Source organism: Neisseria lisongii (assembly GCF_028463985.1).
Classification (GTDB): Bacteria; Pseudomonadota; Gammaproteobacteria; order Burkholderiales; family Neisseriaceae; genus Neisseria; species Neisseria lisongii.
Genome location: NZ_CP116766.1, coordinates 622848 through 643656, shown reverse-complemented (window position 1 = coordinate 643656; position 20809 = coordinate 622848). Strand labels below are relative to the sequence as shown.

Sequence of the window (20809 nt, the reverse complement as noted above, 5' to 3'; positions counted from 1 at the left end):
TTTTCTTTACAGTTCTGAATCTGATAGATGGATCCCGACTTTCGTCGGAATGACGAGTGTATTTGAAAATTGTATAGATTATTAGATGTATTCACTGTAGTCCGAAAATTCATGATAAATCACAAAAAAGGCCCGACCATCAGGCCGGACCTTTTACTTACTTGATGCTCAAGTCGATACGATTACCATTGGTAACCCATACCTACACCACCGGAGAGGTTGCCCTCGGTATTGGCGGTACCTTGAATCTTCAAGATCAATTTACCGTTATCGCTGGCTCGTGAGTAACCTACTGCCAAGGCAGATGCACCACCATAGCCGCCGACAGCAGCAGCCATCATGGATTTACCCGGCAGAATCACTTGTGGAAGTGAAGCTGTTGCAGCAGCATTAGCACCGATACCGCGAACTCGTTTATCGAGGTCATTCACTCGGTTATTCACATCACCAAGTCTATTGTTGATGTCACCCAGTTTATTGTTAACGTTGCTTGCTACGCTATACAGCTGGCTACCGTTGATCGCATCGGTGCTAGTTGCAGAAATTTCACCTGCAGCTACGTTTTGGATACGACGCTCAGCATCAGCCGCACCAACAGAGACTGCACCAGAAGCGGTTGCACCGGCAAAGCCACCATAGTTCAAGTTACCCACGGTTGCAGTTTCAACTGTACCGGTTGTACCGGCAGTAGTCGTTACGCCTTCAGCACCGGTAGCTGTTTTGTTTTTGGTACCTACTGCATTACCACCGGTAATTGCAGATTTGTTACCTAACGCCACAGAGTTGGCTTCGGTTACAGTCACATCGTTACCTACAACAAAGGTATTGTCGGTTGCAACGTTGTTGTTGTTACCCAAAGCATAGCTTGCTTGACCAGATACAGTATTCGGGTCACCGATTGCGCCGGAATGGTTGCCAGTTACTTTGTTACCCGTACCAATCGCAATGGATTGTTTACCCGTTGCTTCTGAACCGTAACCAATTGCAACAGACTCATTACCAGATGCTTTCGCTTTTGCACCAATTGCGGTTGCATAAGCACCTGATGCACTCGAGTCAATGCTATTTTGCGTTTGAGGTATTGGTCTTACTTGGCTATCGTTGGTATGGAAGAACTTAATACCTTGCTCATTCATATTACGTATTGCAGTTAATACAGAGTGAGTGATGTATTCAGTTTGACCTTCAACGTTATAGGTCTTCAAGATCGGTTGACCATCTTCACCAAGCACAACGTTTTCATAGACTGTTTCCTCCCCAGTTTGAGGGTTCACCGCCTTATAATCACCCGCAGTAAGTGCAGCACCACCAGTTAAGGCATAAATTTGACCACCATTTACTGCGTCTGTGCTATTAGGTGAAATATCGCCGTCGGCCACACCGGTTACTTTGTTACCGCCGTTGTTTAAGCCGTTGTTGCTCAAGGTTACCGGAGCTTTGCCTTCTTCAGCCGGAGTAATGGTAACGCCATTACCACCAACTTTAGTCACATCGCCTGCTTCATTTTTGAATTCAGCGCTGGTCAAGTCTTGCAGCTCTTTCGCCAGTTTAACTTCCAACTTACCGTTTTCAGCGTTCACACCGATGTTGTTGTCAGACAATTTCGCTTTATCTGCTCCACCAACAATCTCAAGTTTTTCATTGAGTTTTTTGTTGATTACGGTTTCACCGTTATCACCGGCAAATTTCAGACCATCGTTCAGAGTAGCAACGCTTTCTTTGTTACCATCAGCATCAGTGTAGGTAATGCGGGTTGGCTCTGTGCCTTCTACGTTGTTCGGACCTTTTTCAACGCTAATATCTGCATTAACGCCGTCTTTGCCGTTCAAACCGATTGCACCTGCTCCATCTTTCATACCGATGGTTACACCTTCTTTACCAGCAGCGTCTTTGATGGTCAGTTTGCCGTCTTCACCTGGTTTGCCGTCTTCACCTGCAGTACCCAATGTCAAGTCATTGTTTACATCAACTTTAATTGTGCTGACTTTATTATCATCGGTAGAAACAGTTACCGTAGTGTTTTTACCGTTTACAAAGTCTAAGGTGTCGTAAGGTTTAACAAAGTCAACTGCTTCTCCGTTACCTTTCAGGTTAAAGCCTGCATTTAACACATCAGACACAGTCGCTGCATTGTTGGCAATGTCGCCTACGTTTGCAGGTGCTGCTTGTGATGTAGTAACAGGGTTGGCTTCACCATTTGCAGTGTTGCGGGTTTCTGGCAAGTTAGATGCTACATTGTTGATGGTTTGCGGTGTGTTACCTTTGGCTGTAATCACCGTACCATTAACTGGTTTAGCCCCCTCTTTTGGTTTACCTGTAGCCGGGTCAATATCATTCTTAGCATAATATTGATCGCCTACTTTCACTGCATTCGGGTTATCAACCGTTTCAAATGGGAAACTGTCTTTCACATTGTTCAACTGGCTGACATTCACACCATCAGTTGGTGCTTCACCTGCTGCAACATTGGTAATTTTGTTACCGCCATTGTTCAAGCCCTTATCAGTCAAAGATACAACCTTGTTCGGATCAGTTACAGGGTTACCTTGCTCATCAACAGGGGTAATGGTTACGCCCTTATCATCAACTTTAGTTTTGCCAGTAGTCACACTGCCATCTTTACCCAAGTTCACATCTTTCGCTAATTGGATTTCTAATGTTGAGTCACCATCTGCTTTAACATTGATGTTACCAGTTGCTGATTTAAAGTCTTTAGACTTCTCTTTATCAACGCCTTCACCTTTAATAGTCACTAAGGTATTGAGTTTATGTTTGTTCTCGGTATCAGAGTTGTTACCGGTGAAACGTAAACCGTCATTTAAGGTTGCAACGCTTTCGGTTACAGTCTTAGTTTCTGTTTTCGGCTGACCGTTTTCATCAAGCACTGGTTTACCGTCTTTATCTACCACTGGTGTAGTAACGGTAGAGGTATATTGAATACGATCTTTCGCTTTTGCATTAGTCGGATCAGTGATATCACCTTCCGCTTTCGCCACAGTAATATTCGCATTCGCACCGTCTTTACCGTTCAAGCCGATTGAACCTTCGCCGTCTTTGGCAGTAACGGTTACACCGTCTTTGCCGTTAGCGTCTTTCACGGTTAATTTACCGTCAGTACCTGGTTCGCCATCAGGACCTTCTTTACCTAAGGTTACTTGATCGTTCAAGCCATAGGTATAAGTGGTGGTGCCGTTGTCTGACTTGATGCCAACATTTAAGTTACCATCTGCCGCAAATTCAACTTTGTCGCCTGGTTTAACCAATACATCTTCGCTACGTTTATTAGCACCAACTGCGTTAGTTTTCCAACCCGTGTTATTCACTGCATTAGCAAGCTCTTGTGCAGTAACCACTTGATCGCCTGCTTTTTTCGCATCGCTCAAAGCTTTTTGTGCCTTGGCTAAGTTTTCATCTGCCGCTTGTTTCATTTCTTCAGTGGCATCTGGGTTAGCAGCTAATTCTTGTTTAGCTTTTTCTGCATCTTTCACTGCTTCATTTAAGTTGGCTAGTTTATCCGCAGAAGCTGGCTCTGTAATTTTGCCTTCAGCTGTTTCAACTTTAGCTTTATCGATGTTAAAGGTCACATTCGATACTTTACCATCTTCGCTTACGGTTACGTTCGCAAGCGTACCCACGCCGTCTACAAAGCCTACAGTGTCATACGGTTTCACGAAGTCTTTTGCAGTGTTGTTCTCTTTTAAGTTCCAGCCTGCATTCAACACATCACCCACCGTTGCAGCGTTGTTGTAGATCTCAGCAAGTTTTTTCGCATCTGGTGCGGTTTGTGAGGTTGTTGGTGCTGCCTCTGTTTTATTCTCAGTGTTTGGCTGAGTATCATTATTGATGGTGGTATCACCCGCATTGTAAGTCGAATTTAAGTTACCTTTTACATTCGCCAATGAAGTTGGTGTTTTGGTTGTTTCATTGTCACCATTGTTCAATGAGGCAATTACATCAGTTTTTGGCACTTCGGCTTTCGCTAACTCTTCAGCTTGTTTATCTGCTGGCACGTTAGTTAAGTCGATCTTGTTGCCTTCAGCATCGATCTTGTCGCCGTTTTCATTGACACGGTAGAACTTGTTACCTTCTTTCACCAATTTGTTGTTTTTGGCATCGGTATAAACTACAGGCAATTGCGCCGCTTCAGCTGTTTTTTGTGCATCTACATCAACAGTGATAGTGCGTACACCTTTGTCGTCTGTTTTACCACTTACAGTCGCAAGATTTGTGCCAACGAATTTCACTTCGTTCGCATTTTGTACTTTGTCGTTGTACGCTGTGCCTAAATCGCCAGTGGTTTTATCTGATGAAACGATCCAACCCATTTTACGCAGGTCGCCAACGGTTGCGGCATTGCTGTCGCTTACTAATGGTTGGTTATTTTCATCTTTCGGATTGAGATTAACTAAGCCATTAGTTGGTTTGTTTTTATCATTGTAAGTCGGTAAATCGCTACCTACGTTAGTAATGGTATTACCACCGTTGTCTAAACCATCTTTACCTAAGGTTACTTCGGTCTTAGCTGGCTCAACAGGGGTTGCACCCTCAACAGGCTGACCATTTTCAACTTTATTTGCTGGATAGTATTTATCGCCCACTTTAGTTAATGGATTACCTTGGCTATCCACTGGCTGACCAAAGCTGATCGTATCCGCTAAAGCGTAGTTGTAGATAGTTGTACCGTTAGTGGTGTCAAATGTTGGGGTTAAGGTTAAGTTTTTGCCCGCTTCAAAGAAGACTTTGTCGCCTGGTTTCACTAAAACATCTTTATCAGATTTTGCAGCACCTAAGTTACCACCATTAGCATTGGTGTACCAACCTGTGTTGTTCACCGCTTTAGCAAGTTGATCAGCAGTAACCACTTGGTCTGCTTTTGATTGCTCGTCTTTTAATACTTTTTTCGCATCAGCTAATTTATCATCTGCTGCTTTTTTATCTTCATCAGATGCATCTGGAGCTAACGCATTTTTAGCTTCTTCCGCAGCTGTTACAGCAGCTTCTAATTCTTTTACCTTAGCTGGATCAACTGGCTCTGCGATTTTGCCGTCTGTTGTTGCAACTTCGGCTTTATCAATGTTAAAGGTTACATCTGATACTTTACCCGCCGCATCGGTTACCACGCTCGCCACAGTACCCACGCCGTTTACAAAGTTCACGGTGTCGTATGGTTTCACGAAGTCTTTTTCAGCACCGTTTTCTTTCAAGTTCCAGCCTGCATTCAACACATCGCCCACAGTTGCAGCGTTGTTGTAGATTTTCGATACATTCGTTGCATCTGGTGCTTCTGCTGATTTGGTTGGTGCAGCGGCTACTTCCGTTTCACTCGGTTTGCCATTAACTTCTGTCTTATCACCGTTGTTATAAGTCGGCGCTAAGTTGCCTTTCACATTGGTGATATTGTTATCGCCGTTGTTTAAGCCGTCTTTGGTTAAAGAAACTGATTGGTTAGGCAATTCGCTACTATCTTCAGCCACTGGGGTAATTTCAATACCATCGTTGTTTATCGTGGTTTTCGGTTTTGAATTATCAACAACTGGTTTGCCTTTCTCACCATTTGGACCTGCAGGACCATCTTTATACGCCACTAACTCAACGCTATTGATGTCTTTTAAGTCTTTAGATAAGGCAATGGTTAGTTTATCTGTGCCATCGGCAGTTACATTGATATTGCCATCAGTACCTGTGAATGATTTAGCTTCGTCTTCAGTTAAACCTTGACCTTGAACTTTCACTAAAGTATTTAACTTGTGTTTGTTCGTGGTGCTTTCGTTGTTACCAGTGAATGCAAGACCATCATTTAAGGTAGCGACTTCTTCAACAACTGGATTACCCTTATCGTCTGTCACTGGTGTGCCATCTGGGTTCTTCGGTGTATAGGCTAAACGATCTTTCTTGTCCGCTTCGCCGTTAGCAGGTTTACCATCAACGCCATCTTTACCTTTGATCACTTTGAAATCTGCGCTTGCGCCATCTTTACCGTTCAAGCCGATTGTGCCTTCGCCGTCTTTCGCAGCAAGGGTTACGCCGTCTTTACCGTCTTTACCTTGAATGGTTAATTTACCATCAGTACCCTCAACAGTTTTACCATCTTTAGTTTCAGACGGCTTACCTAAGGTTAATTGATCGTTTACATCAACTTTAACCTTGCTGACTTTGTTGTCATCGGTAGAAACGGTTACAGTGGTGTTTTTACCGTTTACAAAATCTACGGTGTCATAAGGTTTAACGAAATCAACATCTGTGCCGTTGCCTTTTAAGTTCCAACCAGCATTCAACACGTCGCCCACCGTTGCAGCGTTGTTGGTGATATTCGCTACATTGTCAGGTGCTGTTTGTGATTTGGTTACAGTTTTATCGCCATCTACGGTATTGCGAGTTTCTGGCAAGTTAGACTTCACATTTGCCAATGTGGTTGGTGCATTTGTTTTATCACCAGCGCTGTTTAACGATGCGATAACGTCTTCTTTTGGCACTTCTGTTTCAGTTTTTTCACCAGTATTTGGATCAACTTTGTAGAATTTATCGCCTTCTTGCACCAATTTATTGCCTTCGGCATCGGTGTAAGCGATTGGTGATTGAGCTGGTTTTGGTACAACCACATCAATAGTGACTACATTTACGCCTTTATCAGTAACATTCGCACTGACTTTGGCATCATTTTTACCAACGAATTTCACTTCGCCAGCATTTTTCACTTGGTTGCTAAATTCTTTGCCTTCTTCGCCAGTTTTCTTATCTGATGAAACTACCCAACCCATATTTCTGAGATCGCCAACGGTGGCAACATTGTTGTCGCTGGTGTCATTTGGATCTGTTGGTTTGGTTAAATTCAACAAGCCCGCTTTTGGATCAGCAGGGGTTTCAGGAGTTGCACCTGGTGCTTTAGTTGGATCAGGATAAGTGGTCAAATTGCTTGCCACATTGGTGATCGGTTTTGCTTCATCGCCTTTAGCATGAACCACTAAATCTTTCGGCTCAGTTTTACCTATTGCGTTTTCGATTGGCGCACCATTCGCATCTAACTGATCCGCTGGGTAATAGTTACCGTCCGTTGCTTTAACAACTGGTTTACCCTCTTTGTTTACATATTCAAACGGATTGCTGTCGATAATAGGGGTGAAATCAGTATCCACTACATAAGTAGCAGTGTGGTTAGTTTCATCTTTTGTTGGGGTAACTGTGGTATTTTTGCCTGATTTAACAATCACTGCTTCTCTTGCCGCATCTTTCACAGCATTTTTAGACACAGAAACCTCATAGGTTTCGCCAATTTCACCAGCAGCTTTGTTTGATTTAGTCGCCACGCTAGCGATATTGTCAGCATCGGTTTTTGCAACCACTTTTTCAGCATTAAAGCCTGTAATGGTTACTTTTTTATCAGCTACTGCCGTATCATTGCCATCAACATAGCTTAATTCAACTTTGCCGTCAGTAATTGCATACTCACCTTGTTTGATATGCAATTCTTTTGCTTTCAAGGTTTTTAAGTTAACCGCATCGCCATCGGCTGTTGGATCGCCGAGATTGGTAATTTTTTGGTTACCTGCATCAATACCATTTTTATTAACTTTTACCGGTCCAACGGTTAAGCTACCATTCTCGGTTAAATTAATATCTTTATTTAAGCTAACTTCAAACTCAGTACCACCAGTTGAGTTTTTCGTTGTATTGTTAATAGTGATATTGGTTTCACCAGATTTCGCTACAACGGTTTCTTCTTTCTTAAGCTGTGCTTTAGTCGCATCGCTTAAATCAATGTTATAAGCACGCGTTTTATCAGCATCGGTAGTAGTATTGGTTAATTTCAACGCATCAGAAGTTGATACCGTAGTATCCCACGCATTAACGGTATAAGTGGTGGTATTGCTGTCTGCTGGTGCAGCTTTATCAACAGTTACATTTTTACCTGCTGCGACAACAACATCTTTTTCAAGTTTTTTCTTGGTTTCTTCGGTTAAATCAAAGGTAACTTTATTACCGCTTGCAGTTGAAGTGATATAGCTAGCGTTACCATCAACGGTTAAGGTTTGATTTGTTAAGAGAACATCGCCTTTGCCGTTATTACCAGCAATTTTCAAGTTTACGGATTTTAATTGTGCCACGTTCACCGCATCGGTGTCGTTTGTACCTGCGGCAAGACCGGTGATTTGGCGAGTATTTTTCGCATCACCACCACCAAGAGAAACTGCGGCTAAGGTTGAATTTAACGCATTATCAGTATTATTGGTTAAATTTTCATATTTATTGGTTCGGCCTTCATCAAATGGTTTCGCACCTGTAACGCCTTTATCCACGCTTGCCACAGAGCTGTTACCTAAGGCAATACCGCCGGCGACACTTGCGTTAGCGTTTGCACCCAATACGGTTGCATTCGCCGCTGTGGTTGTAGAGTTGAAACCCATTACCACGGCATTTTCGGCTTTTTCACCTGTGGTGGTGTTCGGACCGATTGCAATAGAGTTCGTGCCTTTTGCACCGTTGTTATTGATATTTGAACCGTCATCTTCTTCGGCTGCATCACCCACGGTTGAATTTACCGATAAGTATTTGATTTTTTGAATACTATTTAACACCGCATAAAGTTGTGAACCGTTGATGCCGTCCGTTGAATCTGATGCAATCTTACCTGCTGCCACGTTTTTAAGTTGGCGTTCGTAGTTTGCTGTACCGAATGAAACTACGTCACCTGCGTCAGTATTGCTACCACCGGCAAAGTTGTAGGTTTTACCAAAAATAGTACGGGAAATTTCTTTCTCACCATGTGCTTCTTTGGTGGTTGAACCTGCACCGATTGCTACCGAGTTACCAATATCTGTTTCAGCTGCCACACCCAGCGCTACTGAACCCACGGCACTGGCATTTGATGATGTACCGATAGCTGTGGCAAGCTCACCTTTGGCAATACTCTGTACACCCACTGCCACAGAACCGTGTGATACTTCAGAACCTCTATACACCATTAAGCCTGTTGGGTTTCCACCCGCAATCTCAGGATTTCCAGAACTCACAATACCGGTAAGTTTTTCTAATGCCGTAGCAAGAGTAACGGCATTACCTTCTTTATCTTTACCCGCTTTAATTTCATAGTCACCAATCAAAATATTAGAATTTGCTGACAAATTACTTCTTAATGCACTAACAAGATCATCGTTACCAATCACAACCGAAGAATGACCCACCGCCTTGGTATTCGGACCAATGGCAATGGATTGGTCACCTTGCGCTCGAGAGGCAACACCAGCACTCCAGTTCGAGCCACCAATCGCAACCGCTTCCGTCCCAGTTGCCTCACTACCAAAACCAATAGCAATCGCACCATCTCCACTGGCTTTTGTTTTACCACCAATGGCAAGGGCATGTTTAGCAGAGGCACTAGCAGCTGAACCAATCGCAGTGGCACTGACGGTAGAAGTGTTAGTACCCGCAATAGCACCATAACCAACCGCAGTCGTATCCGCTCCAGTCGCTTTTGAATTAGTACCAACTGCTAATGTACGAGCGCCATCGGTTGTGCCTTGTAGAACTGGATCACCCACCGCTGCCGAGGCAATGCCTGATGTTGCCGCCAATGCGGAAACTGCTACTGCCGCCGCTTTTTGCGCTGCGCTTGATTTGGTTTTGCCGTGTGCTTTGCTCAATTCAGAAGCCGCCACCCAGGTTTGGGTAACATGGTTCCAAATCACTTTGAACACTTTATTCATGATTCACATCCTTTAGATGAAATTAAAATATTCCTATTTTAAAGGTATTGATAGGATCGCTATTATCTTTATTATCTTTTTACAGACCGCCCGCCTCTCGGCTTACAGCCTGCCTCTTCAATCGATTTCTTTGTTATTCAAATTCAAAAAATCTGAATACTTTGATAGATTTTGATAAAAATCTTCCTATTGTCCCCAAAAATCATGCAGCAAGTAAACTTAATTTGCGGGCTTTACCCGCATATTTGCCGCTACGCACATTCCTCTTTTATGCCAATCAATAATTTCTTTGTTTTTCATATTGTTATCGTAGAATAATTGCTTTAAATAAAAGCGGTTTTGTTGTATTTGTACGACTTTCAATTCATCAATTTGAAGGATTTTTTCTGTTTATACTCAATCTGATAAAACAGAAATAAGAATGGTTGTTATTTATTGTTGTTGGTTTACATTTCCTCACTTAATTTAGCAAAAATGTCGTCAAATAAGAAGGATTGCTGCGGTACTCTGTTTTTGGGTTAATCCGCCATAATCGCAGCGTGCAGACCAAACAAAAAACTTGACCTATTCCCCGTTCGCATTTATATAAAACACTTCCCCAACCGAAAGGAATTGATTGATGACTACGCAAACTCTGACTCTTAAAATCGAAGGCATGACCTGCAACGGCTGCGTGAACAGCGTTAACCGTATTTTGAACGCTGCTGCCGGTGTGATCCAAGCCGACACCAGCCTTGCCGAGCAGCAGAGCATTATCCGTTTCGACCCGTCGCAAACCGATGCTGCCGCTTTGATTGCGGCCATTGAAGAGGCGGGTTTTGATGCGGCTGAAAAGTATATGCTATAGTAAATCAACCGAAAAAATATGATGCCACAGCGAGCCACCCTTCCCCTAACCCCTTCCCGCCAGCGGGACGGGGAACAAAGTGCAGGTGAGCCAACTTAGCTTGCCGATTTGTACAGAAAATTCGGTGTTTTAACTATATGCCGTCTGAAAACGGCGCAAGTGATTTTCAGACGGCCTTGCCCGTCTCAACCAAGGAATACACGATGACGACTTTAACCCCAAAACAGATTTTAGCCGCTTTTAAATACCGCAAGTCCTGCCGCCATTACGACCCCGAACGCAAAATCAGCCAAGAGGATTTCAATTTTATTTTGGAACTCGGCCGCCTTTCGCCCAGCTCGGTCGGTAGTGAGCCTTGGCAATTTTTGGTAATTCAGAATCCCGAGTTGCGCCAAGCGATGAAGCCTTTTGCTTGGGGTATGCTCAATGCTTTGGACACCGCCAGCCATATTGTGGTGATTCTTGCCAAGAAAAACGCCCGCTACGATTCTGAATTTCTGCGTGAAAGCATGGTGCGGCGGGGCGTTACCGACCCTGAACAAATCGCCGCCACTTTGGAAAAATACCGTAATTTCCAGCAAACCGACATCGATATTTTGAACAGCGAACGCAGCCTGTTTGACTGGGCGTGCCGCCAAACCTATATCGCACTGGCGAATATGATGACCGGTGCCGCTATGGCGGGTATCGATTCCTGCCCCATCGAGGGTTTCAACTACGAAGCCATGAACCGCCTGCTCGCCGGACAAGGCCTGTTTGACCCCGCCGAATGGGGCGTATCCGTTGCCGTAACCTTCGGCTACCGCACCCGGGACATCGCCGATAAAAACCGCAAAGCAGCGGAAGAAGTGGTTGTGTGGGCGGAATAAATCTTGATTTTTAAAATGAAGGTAAGGCCGTCTGAAAACTGCATTTTCCTGATTTGATTTATAGTGAAATAACCCCAAAGCAATACAAGGCGGCAAGCCGCAGACAGTACAAATAGTACAGGACAGGTTTTATCCGGATGGTCGTTTCATCCGGTTATAAAACCGTCCTCTTTGAGCCGGGCGAAGCCAACGCTGGAGTGCTTTGAGGCTATTTCACTATAACGGAAAGCGGTTTTCAGACGGCCTTGGTTTATTTTCTTCAGCAAAGTCCTGATGATTATGCCGGTTGGCCTGTCTGTGTTTTGACGTACCCGTTGTTCAGGTTTATAGTGAATTCTCCGCCAACTTCCCCCATCTTTACGCCATGCAACAGAAAATCCGCTTCCATATTCACGGCATGACTTGTCAGGCATGTGCTACCCGCATTGAAAAGGTTTTGAATAAAAAAGACTTTATTCAGACGGCCTCGGTTAATTTTGCCGGCGAAGAAGCCCAAATTGAATTTGACGACACGCAAACCGATGCGGCGGCAATCCGTTCCATCATTGAAAAAACCGGTTTCGGTGCGGAGGAAAAACACGATGCCGCTGCGGAAAGGCCGTCTGAAAACCGTATCGGCTGGCGTTTGTGGCTGCTGTGGGCCATCAATCTGCCGTTTGCTTTCGGTATGCTCGGTATGATGGTCGGACGGCATGATTGGATGTTGCCGCCGCTGTGGCAACTGGTGTTGGCCAGTGTGGTGCAGCTTTATCTGGCGTTGCCGTTTTATCGGGGGGCGTATTCGTCCATTCGGGGCGGGCTGGCGAATATGGATGTGTTGGTCAGCATGGGGACGCTGTCGGTTTATCTTTATTCGGCGTATATGATGTTCCGCCATGGCAACCATGCGGCGCACCATATTTATTTTGAGGCGGCGGTGATGGTAATCGGGTTGGTGTCGCTGGGTAAGTTTCTCGAACAGCGCACCAAACATACCAGCCTCAACAGCCTCGGCCTGCTGCTCAAACTCACGCCGCAGCAGGTGAATGTGTTCCGCAATGGTACATGGCAGCAAATCGCTCTTAATGAAATTCAAACCGGCGAATTAATCCGCACTGTCCACGGCGGGCGGATTGCCGCTGACGGCGTGGTAGAAAGCGGCAGCGGTTGGGCAGACGAAAGCCATCTGACCGGCGAATCCCGTCCCGAAATCAAACAGGCGGGCAGCCGGGTGCTGGCGGGGGCGCTGCTCACTGACGGAAGCCTGACCTACCGTGCCGAACGGCTCGGAAGCCAAACCCTGCTCGGCGATATGATGACGGCGCTTTCCGAAGCCCAAGGAAGCAAAGCCCCGATTGCCCGCATGGCCGATAAAGCCGCTGCGGTATTTGTTCCCGCAGTCGTGAGCGTTGCTCTGCTGACGTTTGCCCTGACGTGGTGGCTGAAGGGCAACGCCGAAACCGCCTTGATACACGCCGCCGCCGTATTGGTGATTGCCTGCCCCTGCGCCCTCGGTTTGGCAACACCGGCGGCCATTATGGCGGGCATGGGTAAGGCGGTGCAGCACGGCATTTGGTTTAAGGATGCCGCCGCCATGGAAACTGCCGCCCGTGTCGATACGGTTGTACTCGACAAAACCGGCACGCTGACCGAAGGCAAACCCAAAGTCGCCGCCGTCTGGCTGAGGCCGTCTGAAAATGAACGCCATATCGATGAAGACACGCTGTATCTGCTTGCCGCCGCAGTCGAACAACACGCCGCCCACCCGCTGGCAAACGCCCTTACCCGTGCTGCACACGAACGCCGCTTGCCTCTGCCCGCTGCCGATAATATCCGCAGCGAAAGCGGTGCCGGTATGATTGCCGATGTTGCCGGTTGGGGCGAAGTCAAAATCGGCAAACCCGATTTCTGCGGCCTGACGCTGCCCGAACTGCCCGACCCCGTGTGGCAAATCGCCAGCATTGCCGCCGTTTCGCTCAACGGCCGCCCCATCGGCGCATTCGCCCTTGCCGACTCGCTGAAAGCCGACAGCCAAACCGCCATCAGCCGTCTGAAAAACAGAGGCATCGAAGTGCATATCATGAGCGGCGACCATCAGGCCACCGTTGATCACATTGCCCGCATTCTCGGTATCACACACGCATACGGCAACATGAGTCCGCGCGACAAAGCCGAAGCCGTCCGCCGACTGCAGCAGCAAGGCAAAACCGTTGCCATGAGCGGCGACGGCATCAACGATGCCCCTGCCCTTGCCGCCGCCGATGTCGGTTTTGCCATCAAAGGCGGAGCCGACATCGCCGAACATAGCGCCGCCGCCACGCTGATGAAACAGTCGGTCAATCAACTTGCCGATGCCCTGTTGATTGCCCGAGCTACGCTGAAAAACATCAAACAAAACCTGTTTTTCGCCCTGTTTTACAACCTGCTCGGCATACCGCTCGCCGCCGTCGGCCTGCTCAGCCCCGTTATCGCCGGTGCCGCCATGGCGCTCAGCTCCATCTCCGTTCTGACCAACGCCCTGCGTTTGAAACGGATTAAAATCCGCTGAACGGCGTTGTAGAATAAAATGAAGCCGTCTGAAAATCATGTTTTCAGACGGCTTTGTTTTATAAGCAGGAATGTTTGTTGAATGGGAAACGCCCTATCCCTGAATATAGTAAATCAACCGAAAAAATATGACACCACAGCGAGCCACCCTTCCCCTAGCCCCTTCCCGCCAGCGGGACGGGGAACAGAGTGCAGGTGGACACCACATATTCCGACTGCCATTAGCTTGCCGATTTGTACAGAAAATTCGGTATTTTCACTATATACCTTCATACAGGCTGCGGGTTGCTTAATGTTCAGACGGCCTCGCTGTCTGCCAAGCCTTGCAGCAGTTTGTCGTGAATGCCGCCGAAGCCGCCGTTGCTCATCACCAAAATATGGTCGCCGCTTCGGGCTTGGCGGATGATTTCGGCAACGAAAGCATCAAAATCCTTGCCGATGTGCAGTTTGCCGCCCAATGGCGACAGGGCTTCGGCAACATCCCAATCCACGCCGCCGGCATAGCAGAATACTTGGTCGGCGGCTTTCAGGCTGTCGGGCAAGGCGGCTTTCATTGTACCCAGTTTCATGGTGTTGGAACGGGGTTCTAATACCGCCAAAATCCGCCCGCTGCCGACTTTTTGGCGCAAACCGGCGATGGTGGTGTCGATGGCGGTCGGGTGGTGGGCGAAATCGTCATAAACGGTTATGCCTTTAACCGTTCCTTTGATTTCCATTCGGCGTTTGACGTTTTTAAATGCGCCCAAAGCCTCGCAGGCGGTGGCGACGGCAACACCGACATGGCGGGCGGCGGCGATCACCGCCAAAGCGTTCATGCGGTTGTGTTCGCCGATTAAATCCCACGCAACCCGTCCGGCTTTTTCACCTTTGAACAACACGTCAAACGAGCCGTCCGCCGCCACATCGGCCACTTCCCAGCCTTCGGTGCAGCCGAACAATTCGACCGGTGTCCAGCAGCCTTTATCTAAAGTTTCGCTCAGACTGCGTTCTTTGCCGTTGCACACCACCAACCCCTGCGCCGGAACGGTGCGCACCAAATGATGGAACTGGGTCTGAATCGCCGCTAAATCGGCGAAAATATCGGCGTGGTCAAATTCCAGATTGTTCAAAATTGCCGTACGCGGGCGGTAGTGGACGAATTTTGAGCGTTTGTCGAAAAATGCCGTATCGTATTCATCGGCTTCAATCACAAAAAACGGCGATTTGCTGTTTGGGTCTTGCGCCGGCGTTTGCGGCAAGCGTGCCGACATGCTGAAATTCTGCGGCACGCCGCCGATCAGGAAACCGGGTGCCAAACCTGCGTATTCCAATACCCACGCCAGCATAGATGCAGTGGTGGTTTTACCGTGCGTTCCCGCCACGCCCAACACCCAATGCTGGTGCAGCACATTTTCCGCCAGCCACTGCGGGCCGGACGTATAAGGCAAATTGCGGTTCAACACGGCTTCCACCACCTCCATGCCCCGCTTGGCAACATTGCCGATAACATAAATATCGGCTTGAAATTCATCAAGCTGCGCCGCATCAAAACCCTCGTGGACATCAATGCCCAAGGCTTCCAACTGCGTACTCATCGGCGGATACATTTTGGCATCGCAACCGCTGACTTTAAACCCTGCCTCTTTGGCAATCGCAGCGATTCCGCCCATAAATGTCCCACCGATGCCGATAATGTGGATATGCTTCATGATGAATTTCTTTGTACAATAATAAAAGCGGAATTATATAGCCGAACCCGTTTATTTTCCATACGGTTCAGGCACGCCGCTGCTTTTTGCCAAACCCAAAACCCGCCATGCCGTCTGAAAACCGAAGGTTTCAGCGAAGCTAAAACGAGCGAAGCGAGTTTCTGCGAAGCTAAAACCAAAGGTTTCTGCGAAGCTAAAACCAAAGGTTTCTGCGAAGCTAAAACGAGCGAAGTAAGTTTTCTGCGAAGCTAAAACAAGCATAGCAAATTTCAGCAAAACCCAATCTTTCATAGACAAATGCAGCAGCTGTTCTTACAATCGTCTGCCCAACCCGATTTTAAGAACCGAAACAATATGAATATTCTGATTTCCAACGACGACGGCTATCTCGCCCCCGGTCTGGCGATTTTGGCACGCACTGCCGCCGAGTTTGCCAATGTCCGAGTGGTTGCCCCCGAACGGGACCGCAGCGGTGTCAGCAATTCCCTGACTCTCGACCGTCCACTGCGGATCAAACAGGCGGAAAACGGGTTTTATTATGTCAGCGGCACACCGACCGACTGCATTCATCTGGGGCTGCACGCCCTGCCCGAGTTCCGCCCCGATTTGGTTTTGTCCGGCATCAACAACGGTGCCAATATGGGCGACGATACCCTCTATTCCGGCACCGTGGCCGCCGCCACCGAAGCCTATCTGATGGGCATTCCCGCCGTTGCCCTGTCCTTAAACGACAGCAGCGGCCGCTATTGGGCCACTGCCGAAAAAGCGGTCTGGCTGCTGCTGGAACATTTATTAAAGCAGCCGCCGCAAACACCGATTTTATGGAACATCAATATCCCTGCCGTCGCCCCCGAAGACATTCAGGGCATTAAAATTACCCGCCTCGGCCGCCGCCATCACGCACAAAGCATTGTTCCGGCAAAAAATCCGCGTGGCGAAGCGGTTTATTGGATCGGACCGGTCGGCGATGTTTCCGATAATCTGGCCGGTACCGATTTCGGCGAATGCGAAGCCGGTTTCATCACCGTTACCCCGCTGCAAATCGACCTCACCGCCTACCAAGAAACCGAAGCTGTTGCCCGATTCTGGGCGCAGGCGGCATTTAAATAGCTTTGCCATGCCGTCTGAAAATGAGTGCAACGAATTTCAGCGAAGCTAAAACGAGCAAAGTAGGTTTTGGCAAAGCTAAAATGAGTGAAACAAGTTTTGGCAAATTTGACATCATCACGAAAAGCAGGAACATGATATTTTCAGACGGCATTTGTTAAACTGGAAACAAAATCCCCGCCGAAGCCGACCGAACACCGGTCCGAACACGGCTTTTTTTGCCCCATCTGCCCCGTAACACTTGAGAAGCAAGCACATTTTGATTTATGATTATGCCGATAAACAAACCCTGAAACAAAAAGGTCTCACAATATGTTGAAAAAAACCGCATTCCATGCCGGATCTCTTGCCCTGACCCTGATGCTCTGCGCCTGCGCCGGACAACAGCCGGCACCGGTGATTTCCGGTACGGCTTCCACAGGTTCAACCGCTGCCAACAGCACGGGTAATCCATACGGTGCAGCACCTTACGAACCCAATGCAGCCGCCGCTGCGGATACCGCACCTTACACGCCGCCTGCCTACACACCGAGCGCCCCTGCAGCAAATACTCCTGCCTACACCGGAAGCTACGTTCCGTCATACGCTCCGGTAGACATTAACGCCGCCACCCACAGCGTTGTCCGCGGCGACACCGTTTACAATATTTCCAAACGTTACCACATTACCCAAGACAATCTGCGTGCTTGGAACAATTTGAGCGATAACACCATCAGCATCGGCCAAGTTTTACGGGTGAAACCGGCGGGCTATGTCGCCCCGACCGTTACCGCAGCCCCTGTTGTTGCCGCTGCTGTGCCTGCCGCTCCGGCCAATCCTGTCAGCACCCCTGCTCCGGCAACCAAACCGGCTGCAACCGCTCCTGCCGCAGCACCGGCAAGCACACCGACCGTTGCCACCGGTGCGACCCGTACCGTCAGCAGTATTACTTGGCAACGCCCGACCACCGGTAACGTCATTACCCAATTCGGCGGTAGCAGCAAAGGCGTGGACATCGCCGGTACGGCCGGACAGCCGGTTGTCGCCGCAGCAGACGGCAAAGTTGTGTATGCCGGTTCAGGCTTGAGAGGCTACGGCAACTTGGTGATCATCCAACACAACCCCACTTTCCTGAGCGCCTACGGCCACAACCAAAGCCTGCTGGTCAGCGAAGGCCAAAGCGTGAAACGGGGTCAGACCATCGCCAAAATGGGCAACACCGATGCCAGCCGCACCCAGCTGCACTTTGAAGTGCGCCAAAACGGCAAGCCGGTCAATCCGGCATCATACGTAGCATTCTAAACAGCAAACTGAAGCCGTCTGAAATATTCAGACGGCTTTTTTTTTAGCATTACTTAAAACAAAAAACGTTCCACCCGCCTCTTTCTCAGCGACAAAAAATATTCCCCGCTTTTCAGACGGCCTCAACCGGTGTGGCAAAAAAAGATTGTTTGCAAAACTTAACACTTTCATACCGACTGCACACACCCGCCAAAATATGACTGATTCATTTTCAGACGGCATTTGGCTGCCATACAGAAGCGCCTGATTTTATAAGCCTCGGCAAACAGGGAAGCAAATACTGCAAAAATTCCCTGCCGACTAAGCGTTTGGATTTAAAATAAAATCAATTTACCACCTCGGATTTGATAAACATCAAACCAAGCCGTCTGAAAATCAACATCGGGGGTTGGCAATGCGAAAAAGCGCCGCTTGTCAAGACTGGATTATTCGGCCGATATACTTTATATTGTGTCGCTCAAACCGATTTAATACTGTATCTTGTGTTTTCAAATGGGAAGGCTGGAACGATGACGAACGCAACAAACTTGAAAGTAACCAAACGAGACGGACGCTTAGAGCCGATTGATTTGGACAAAATCCACCGTGTGGTTACTTGGGCGGCCGAGGGTTTGAACAATGTTTCCGTTTCCCAAGTCGAACTGAAATCGCATATCCAGTTTTACAACGGCATCCGCACCGACGATATTCACGAAACCATCATCAAAGCGGCCGCCGACCTGATTTCTCAGGAATCCCCTGATTACCAGTATCTCGCCGCACGTCTAGCGATTTTCCATCTGCGCAAAATTGCCTACGGTGAATTCGAGCCGCCTCATCTGTACGACCATGTGCAGAAACTCACGCAGGCGGGCAAATACGACCGCCATATTTTGGAAGACTACAGCCGTGAAGAGTTTGACGAGTTAAACGCCTATATCGACCACAAACGGGATATGACCTTCTCTTACGCTGCCGTGAAGCAGCTGGAAGGCAAGTATCTGGTGCAAAACCGTGTTACCCGCCAAATCTACGAAACGCCGCAGTTTCTGTATATTTTGGTGGCAATGTGCCTGTTCAGCAAATATCCGAAAACCACCCGTTTAAGCTACGTCAAACGTTTCTACGATGCGGTTTCGACTTTCAAAGTCTCGCTGCCGACCCCGATTATGAGCGGCGTGCGGACACCGACCCGCCAATTCTCAAGCTGCGTATTGATTGAGTGCGACGACAGTCTGGATTCGATTAACGCTACTACCAGTGCGATTGTGAAATATGTTTCGCAACGCGCCGGCATCGGCATCAATGCCGGCCGAATCCGTGGTTTGGGTAGCGAAATCCGTGGCGGCGAAGCGCAGCATACCGGCTGTATTCCGTTTTTCAAAATGTTCCAAGCAGCGGTGAAATCCTGCTCGCAAGGCGGCGTACGGGGCGGAGCGGCAACGCTGTTTTACCCGATGTGGCACTGGGAAGTCGAAAATCTGCTGGTGCTGAAAAACAACCGGGGCGTGGAAGACAACCGCGTGCGCCATTTGGACTACGGCGTGCAAATCAACCGCCTGCTCTATACCCGCCTGATTAAAGGCGGCAATATTACCCTGTTTTCTCCCAACGAAGTGCCGGGGCTGTATGACGCATTTTTTGCCGATCAAGACGAGTTTGAGCGGCTGTACACCCAATACGAGCAAGACGAAAACATACGCAAACGCAGCATTCCGGCGACCGAACTGTTTTCATCATTAATGCAGGAACGTGCCGGTACCGGACGGATTTACATTCAAAACGTCGATCACTGCAACACCCACAGCCCGTTTGACCCGAGCGTTGCGCCGGTGCGCCAGTCCAACCTGTGTTTGGAAATTGCCCTGCCGACCAAGCCGCTGGAACATATCAACGATGAAAACGGCGAAATCGCCCTATGCACCCTTTCCGCATTCAATCTCGGTGCATTGCAGCATTTGGACGAATTTGAAGAACTCGCCGATTTGACCGTGCGTGCCTTGGATGCCCTGCTCGATTATCAGGATTACCCCGTTCCGGCGGCCCGCATTGCCACCATGAACCGCCGCACTTTGGGTATCGGCGTGATTAACTATGCTTATTATCTGGCGAAAAACGGCGTGCGCTACAGCGACGATTCCGCTCTTGCGCTGACTCACCGCACCTTTGAAGCCATGCAGTATTACCTGCTCAAAGCCTCGGTGAATCTGGCCAAAGAATACGGCGCTTGCCCATTGTTTAACGAAACCGTTTATTCGCAAGGCAAACTGCCGATTGATACCTACAAAAAAGATTTGGACACCATCTGCAGCGAAACGCTGCACTACGATTGGGAAAGCCTGCGTGCCGACATCGTGAAATACGGCCTGCGCAACTCCACCCTGACCGCATTGATGCCGTCTGAAACCAGCTCGCAAATCGCCAACGCCACCAACGGTATCGAGCCGCCGCGCGGTTTGGTCGCTGTCAAAGCCTCGAAAGACGGTATTTTAAAACAGGTCGTGCCGGAATTTGAAACGCTCAACCGCCAATACGAAACCCTGTGGCAACTGCCGGGCAACGACGGCTATCTGAAACTGGTCGGCATTATGCAGAAGTTTGTCGATCAGGCGATTTCCGCCAACACCAGCTACGATCCGGCCAAATTCGAAGGTGGCAAAGTGCCGATGAAACAAATGCTCAAAGACTTGCTGACCGCCTACAAATACGGCGTGAAAACTCTGTATTACCACAACACCCGAGACGGTGCCGACGATACCCAAACCGATTTGCAGGACGACGGCTGCGCAGGCGGAGCGTGTAAAATCTAAA

10 protein-coding genes are annotated in these 20809 nt (G+C 48.2%); 6 read left to right on the top strand and 4 right to left on the bottom strand.

The window, feature by feature from the left end:
* Positions 1-182 precede the first annotated feature (182 nt).
* Complete coding sequence (locus PJU73_RS02905; protein WP_237090942.1) at positions 183-9701, bottom strand: YadA-like family protein; 9519 nt, start codon at positions 9699-9701, stop codon at positions 183-185.
* Positions 9702-10320: 619 nt separating this feature from the next.
* On the opposite strand from PJU73_RS02905, the gene PJU73_RS02900 reads away from it, so the two are divergent.
* From PJU73_RS02900 to PJU73_RS02890, 3 genes are all read left to right on the top strand, one after another.
* Positions 10321-10548 carry a heavy-metal-associated domain-containing protein gene (locus PJU73_RS02900; protein WP_237090941.1) on the top strand — a complete coding sequence of 76 codons (228 nt, stop codon included), beginning with the start codon at positions 10321-10323 and terminating at the stop codon, positions 10546-10548.
* A gap of 203 nt (positions 10549-10751) precedes the next feature.
* The gene (locus PJU73_RS02895) at positions 10752-11417 is read left to right on the top strand and encodes a nitroreductase family protein (protein ID WP_237090948.1); all 666 of its coding nucleotides are present in this window, start codon (positions 10752-10754) and stop codon (positions 11415-11417) included.
* Positions 11418-11781: 364 nt separating this feature from the next.
* A complete protein-coding gene (locus tag PJU73_RS02890; RefSeq protein ID WP_237090940.1) occupies positions 11782-13944 on the top strand; it encodes a heavy metal translocating P-type ATPase in 2163 nt (720 codons plus the stop codon).
* 295 nt (positions 13945-14239) lie between these two features.
* On the opposite strand, the gene mpl is transcribed toward PJU73_RS02890, so the two are convergent.
* Both mpl and PJU73_RS02880 read right to left on the bottom strand, forming a co-directional pair.
* Complete coding sequence (mpl, locus tag PJU73_RS02885) at positions 14240-15631, bottom strand: UDP-N-acetylmuramate:L-alanyl-gamma-D-glutamyl-meso-diaminopimelate ligase (protein WP_237090939.1); 1392 nt, start codon at positions 15629-15631, stop codon at positions 14240-14242.
* 51 nt (positions 15632-15682) lie between these two features.
* Positions 15683-15922, bottom strand: coding sequence for a hypothetical protein (locus PJU73_RS02880; RefSeq protein WP_237090938.1), 240 nt, complete (start codon positions 15920-15922; stop codon positions 15683-15685).
* A 63-nt stretch (positions 15923-15985) separates the two neighbouring features.
* On the opposite strand from PJU73_RS02880, the gene surE reads away from it, so the two are divergent.
* Positions 15986-16741 carry a 5'/3'-nucleotidase SurE gene (gene surE / locus PJU73_RS02875; protein ID WP_237090937.1) on the top strand — a complete coding sequence of 252 codons (756 nt, stop codon included), beginning with the start codon at positions 15986-15988 and terminating at the stop codon, positions 16739-16741.
* A gap of 309 nt (positions 16742-17050) precedes the next feature.
* Entirely contained in the window at positions 17051-18019 is a 969-nt protein-coding gene (locus PJU73_RS02870; RefSeq protein ID WP_237090936.1) for a peptidoglycan DD-metalloendopeptidase family protein, read from the top strand.
* A 27-nt stretch (positions 18020-18046) separates the two neighbouring features.
* Here PJU73_RS02870 and PJU73_RS02865 read toward each other — a convergent pair whose 3' ends face one another.
* Positions 18047-18241, bottom strand: coding sequence for a hypothetical protein (locus tag PJU73_RS02865; RefSeq protein ID WP_237090935.1), 195 nt, complete (start codon positions 18239-18241; stop codon positions 18047-18049).
* Between the two features lie 287 nt (positions 18242-18528).
* Here PJU73_RS02865 and nrdA point away from each other — a divergent pair, with 287 nt between their 5' ends.
* On the top strand, positions 18529-20808 hold the full coding sequence (gene nrdA, locus PJU73_RS02860) for a class 1a ribonucleoside-diphosphate reductase subunit alpha (protein WP_237090934.1): 2280 nt from the start codon (positions 18529-18531) through the stop codon (positions 20806-20808).
* Position 20809 lies beyond the last annotated feature (1 nt).

What these genes read in the sequence shown, in the direction of transcription:
- PJU73_RS02905 (WP_237090942.1), bottom strand. Translation starts at nt 9,701, where the DNA reads ATGAATAAAGTGTTCAAAGTGATTTGGAACCATGTTACCCAAACCTGG.
- PJU73_RS02900 (WP_237090941.1), top strand. Translation starts at nt 10,321, where the DNA reads ATGACTACGCAAACTCTGACTCTTAAAATCGAAGGCATGACCTGCAAC.
- PJU73_RS02895 (WP_237090948.1), top strand. Translation starts at nt 10,752, where the DNA reads ATGACGACTTTAACCCCAAAACAGATTTTAGCCGCTTTTAAATACCGC.
- PJU73_RS02890 (WP_237090940.1), top strand. Translation starts at nt 11,782, where the DNA reads ATGCAACAGAAAATCCGCTTCCATATTCACGGCATGACTTGTCAGGCA.
- mpl (WP_237090939.1), bottom strand. Translation starts at nt 15,631, where the DNA reads ATGAAGCATATCCACATTATCGGCATCGGTGGGACATTTATGGGCGGA.
- PJU73_RS02880 (WP_237090938.1), bottom strand. Translation starts at nt 15,922, where the DNA reads ATGAAAGATTGGGTTTTGCTGAAATTTGCTATGCTTGTTTTAGCTTCG.
- surE (WP_237090937.1), top strand. Translation starts at nt 15,986, where the DNA reads ATGAATATTCTGATTTCCAACGACGACGGCTATCTCGCCCCCGGTCTG.
- PJU73_RS02870 (WP_237090936.1), top strand. Translation starts at nt 17,051, where the DNA reads ATGTTGAAAAAAACCGCATTCCATGCCGGATCTCTTGCCCTGACCCTG.
- PJU73_RS02865 (WP_237090935.1), bottom strand. Translation starts at nt 18,241, where the DNA reads ATGCCGTCTGAAAATGAATCAGTCATATTTTGGCGGGTGTGTGCAGTC.
- nrdA (WP_237090934.1), top strand. Translation starts at nt 18,529, where the DNA reads ATGACGAACGCAACAAACTTGAAAGTAACCAAACGAGACGGACGCTTA.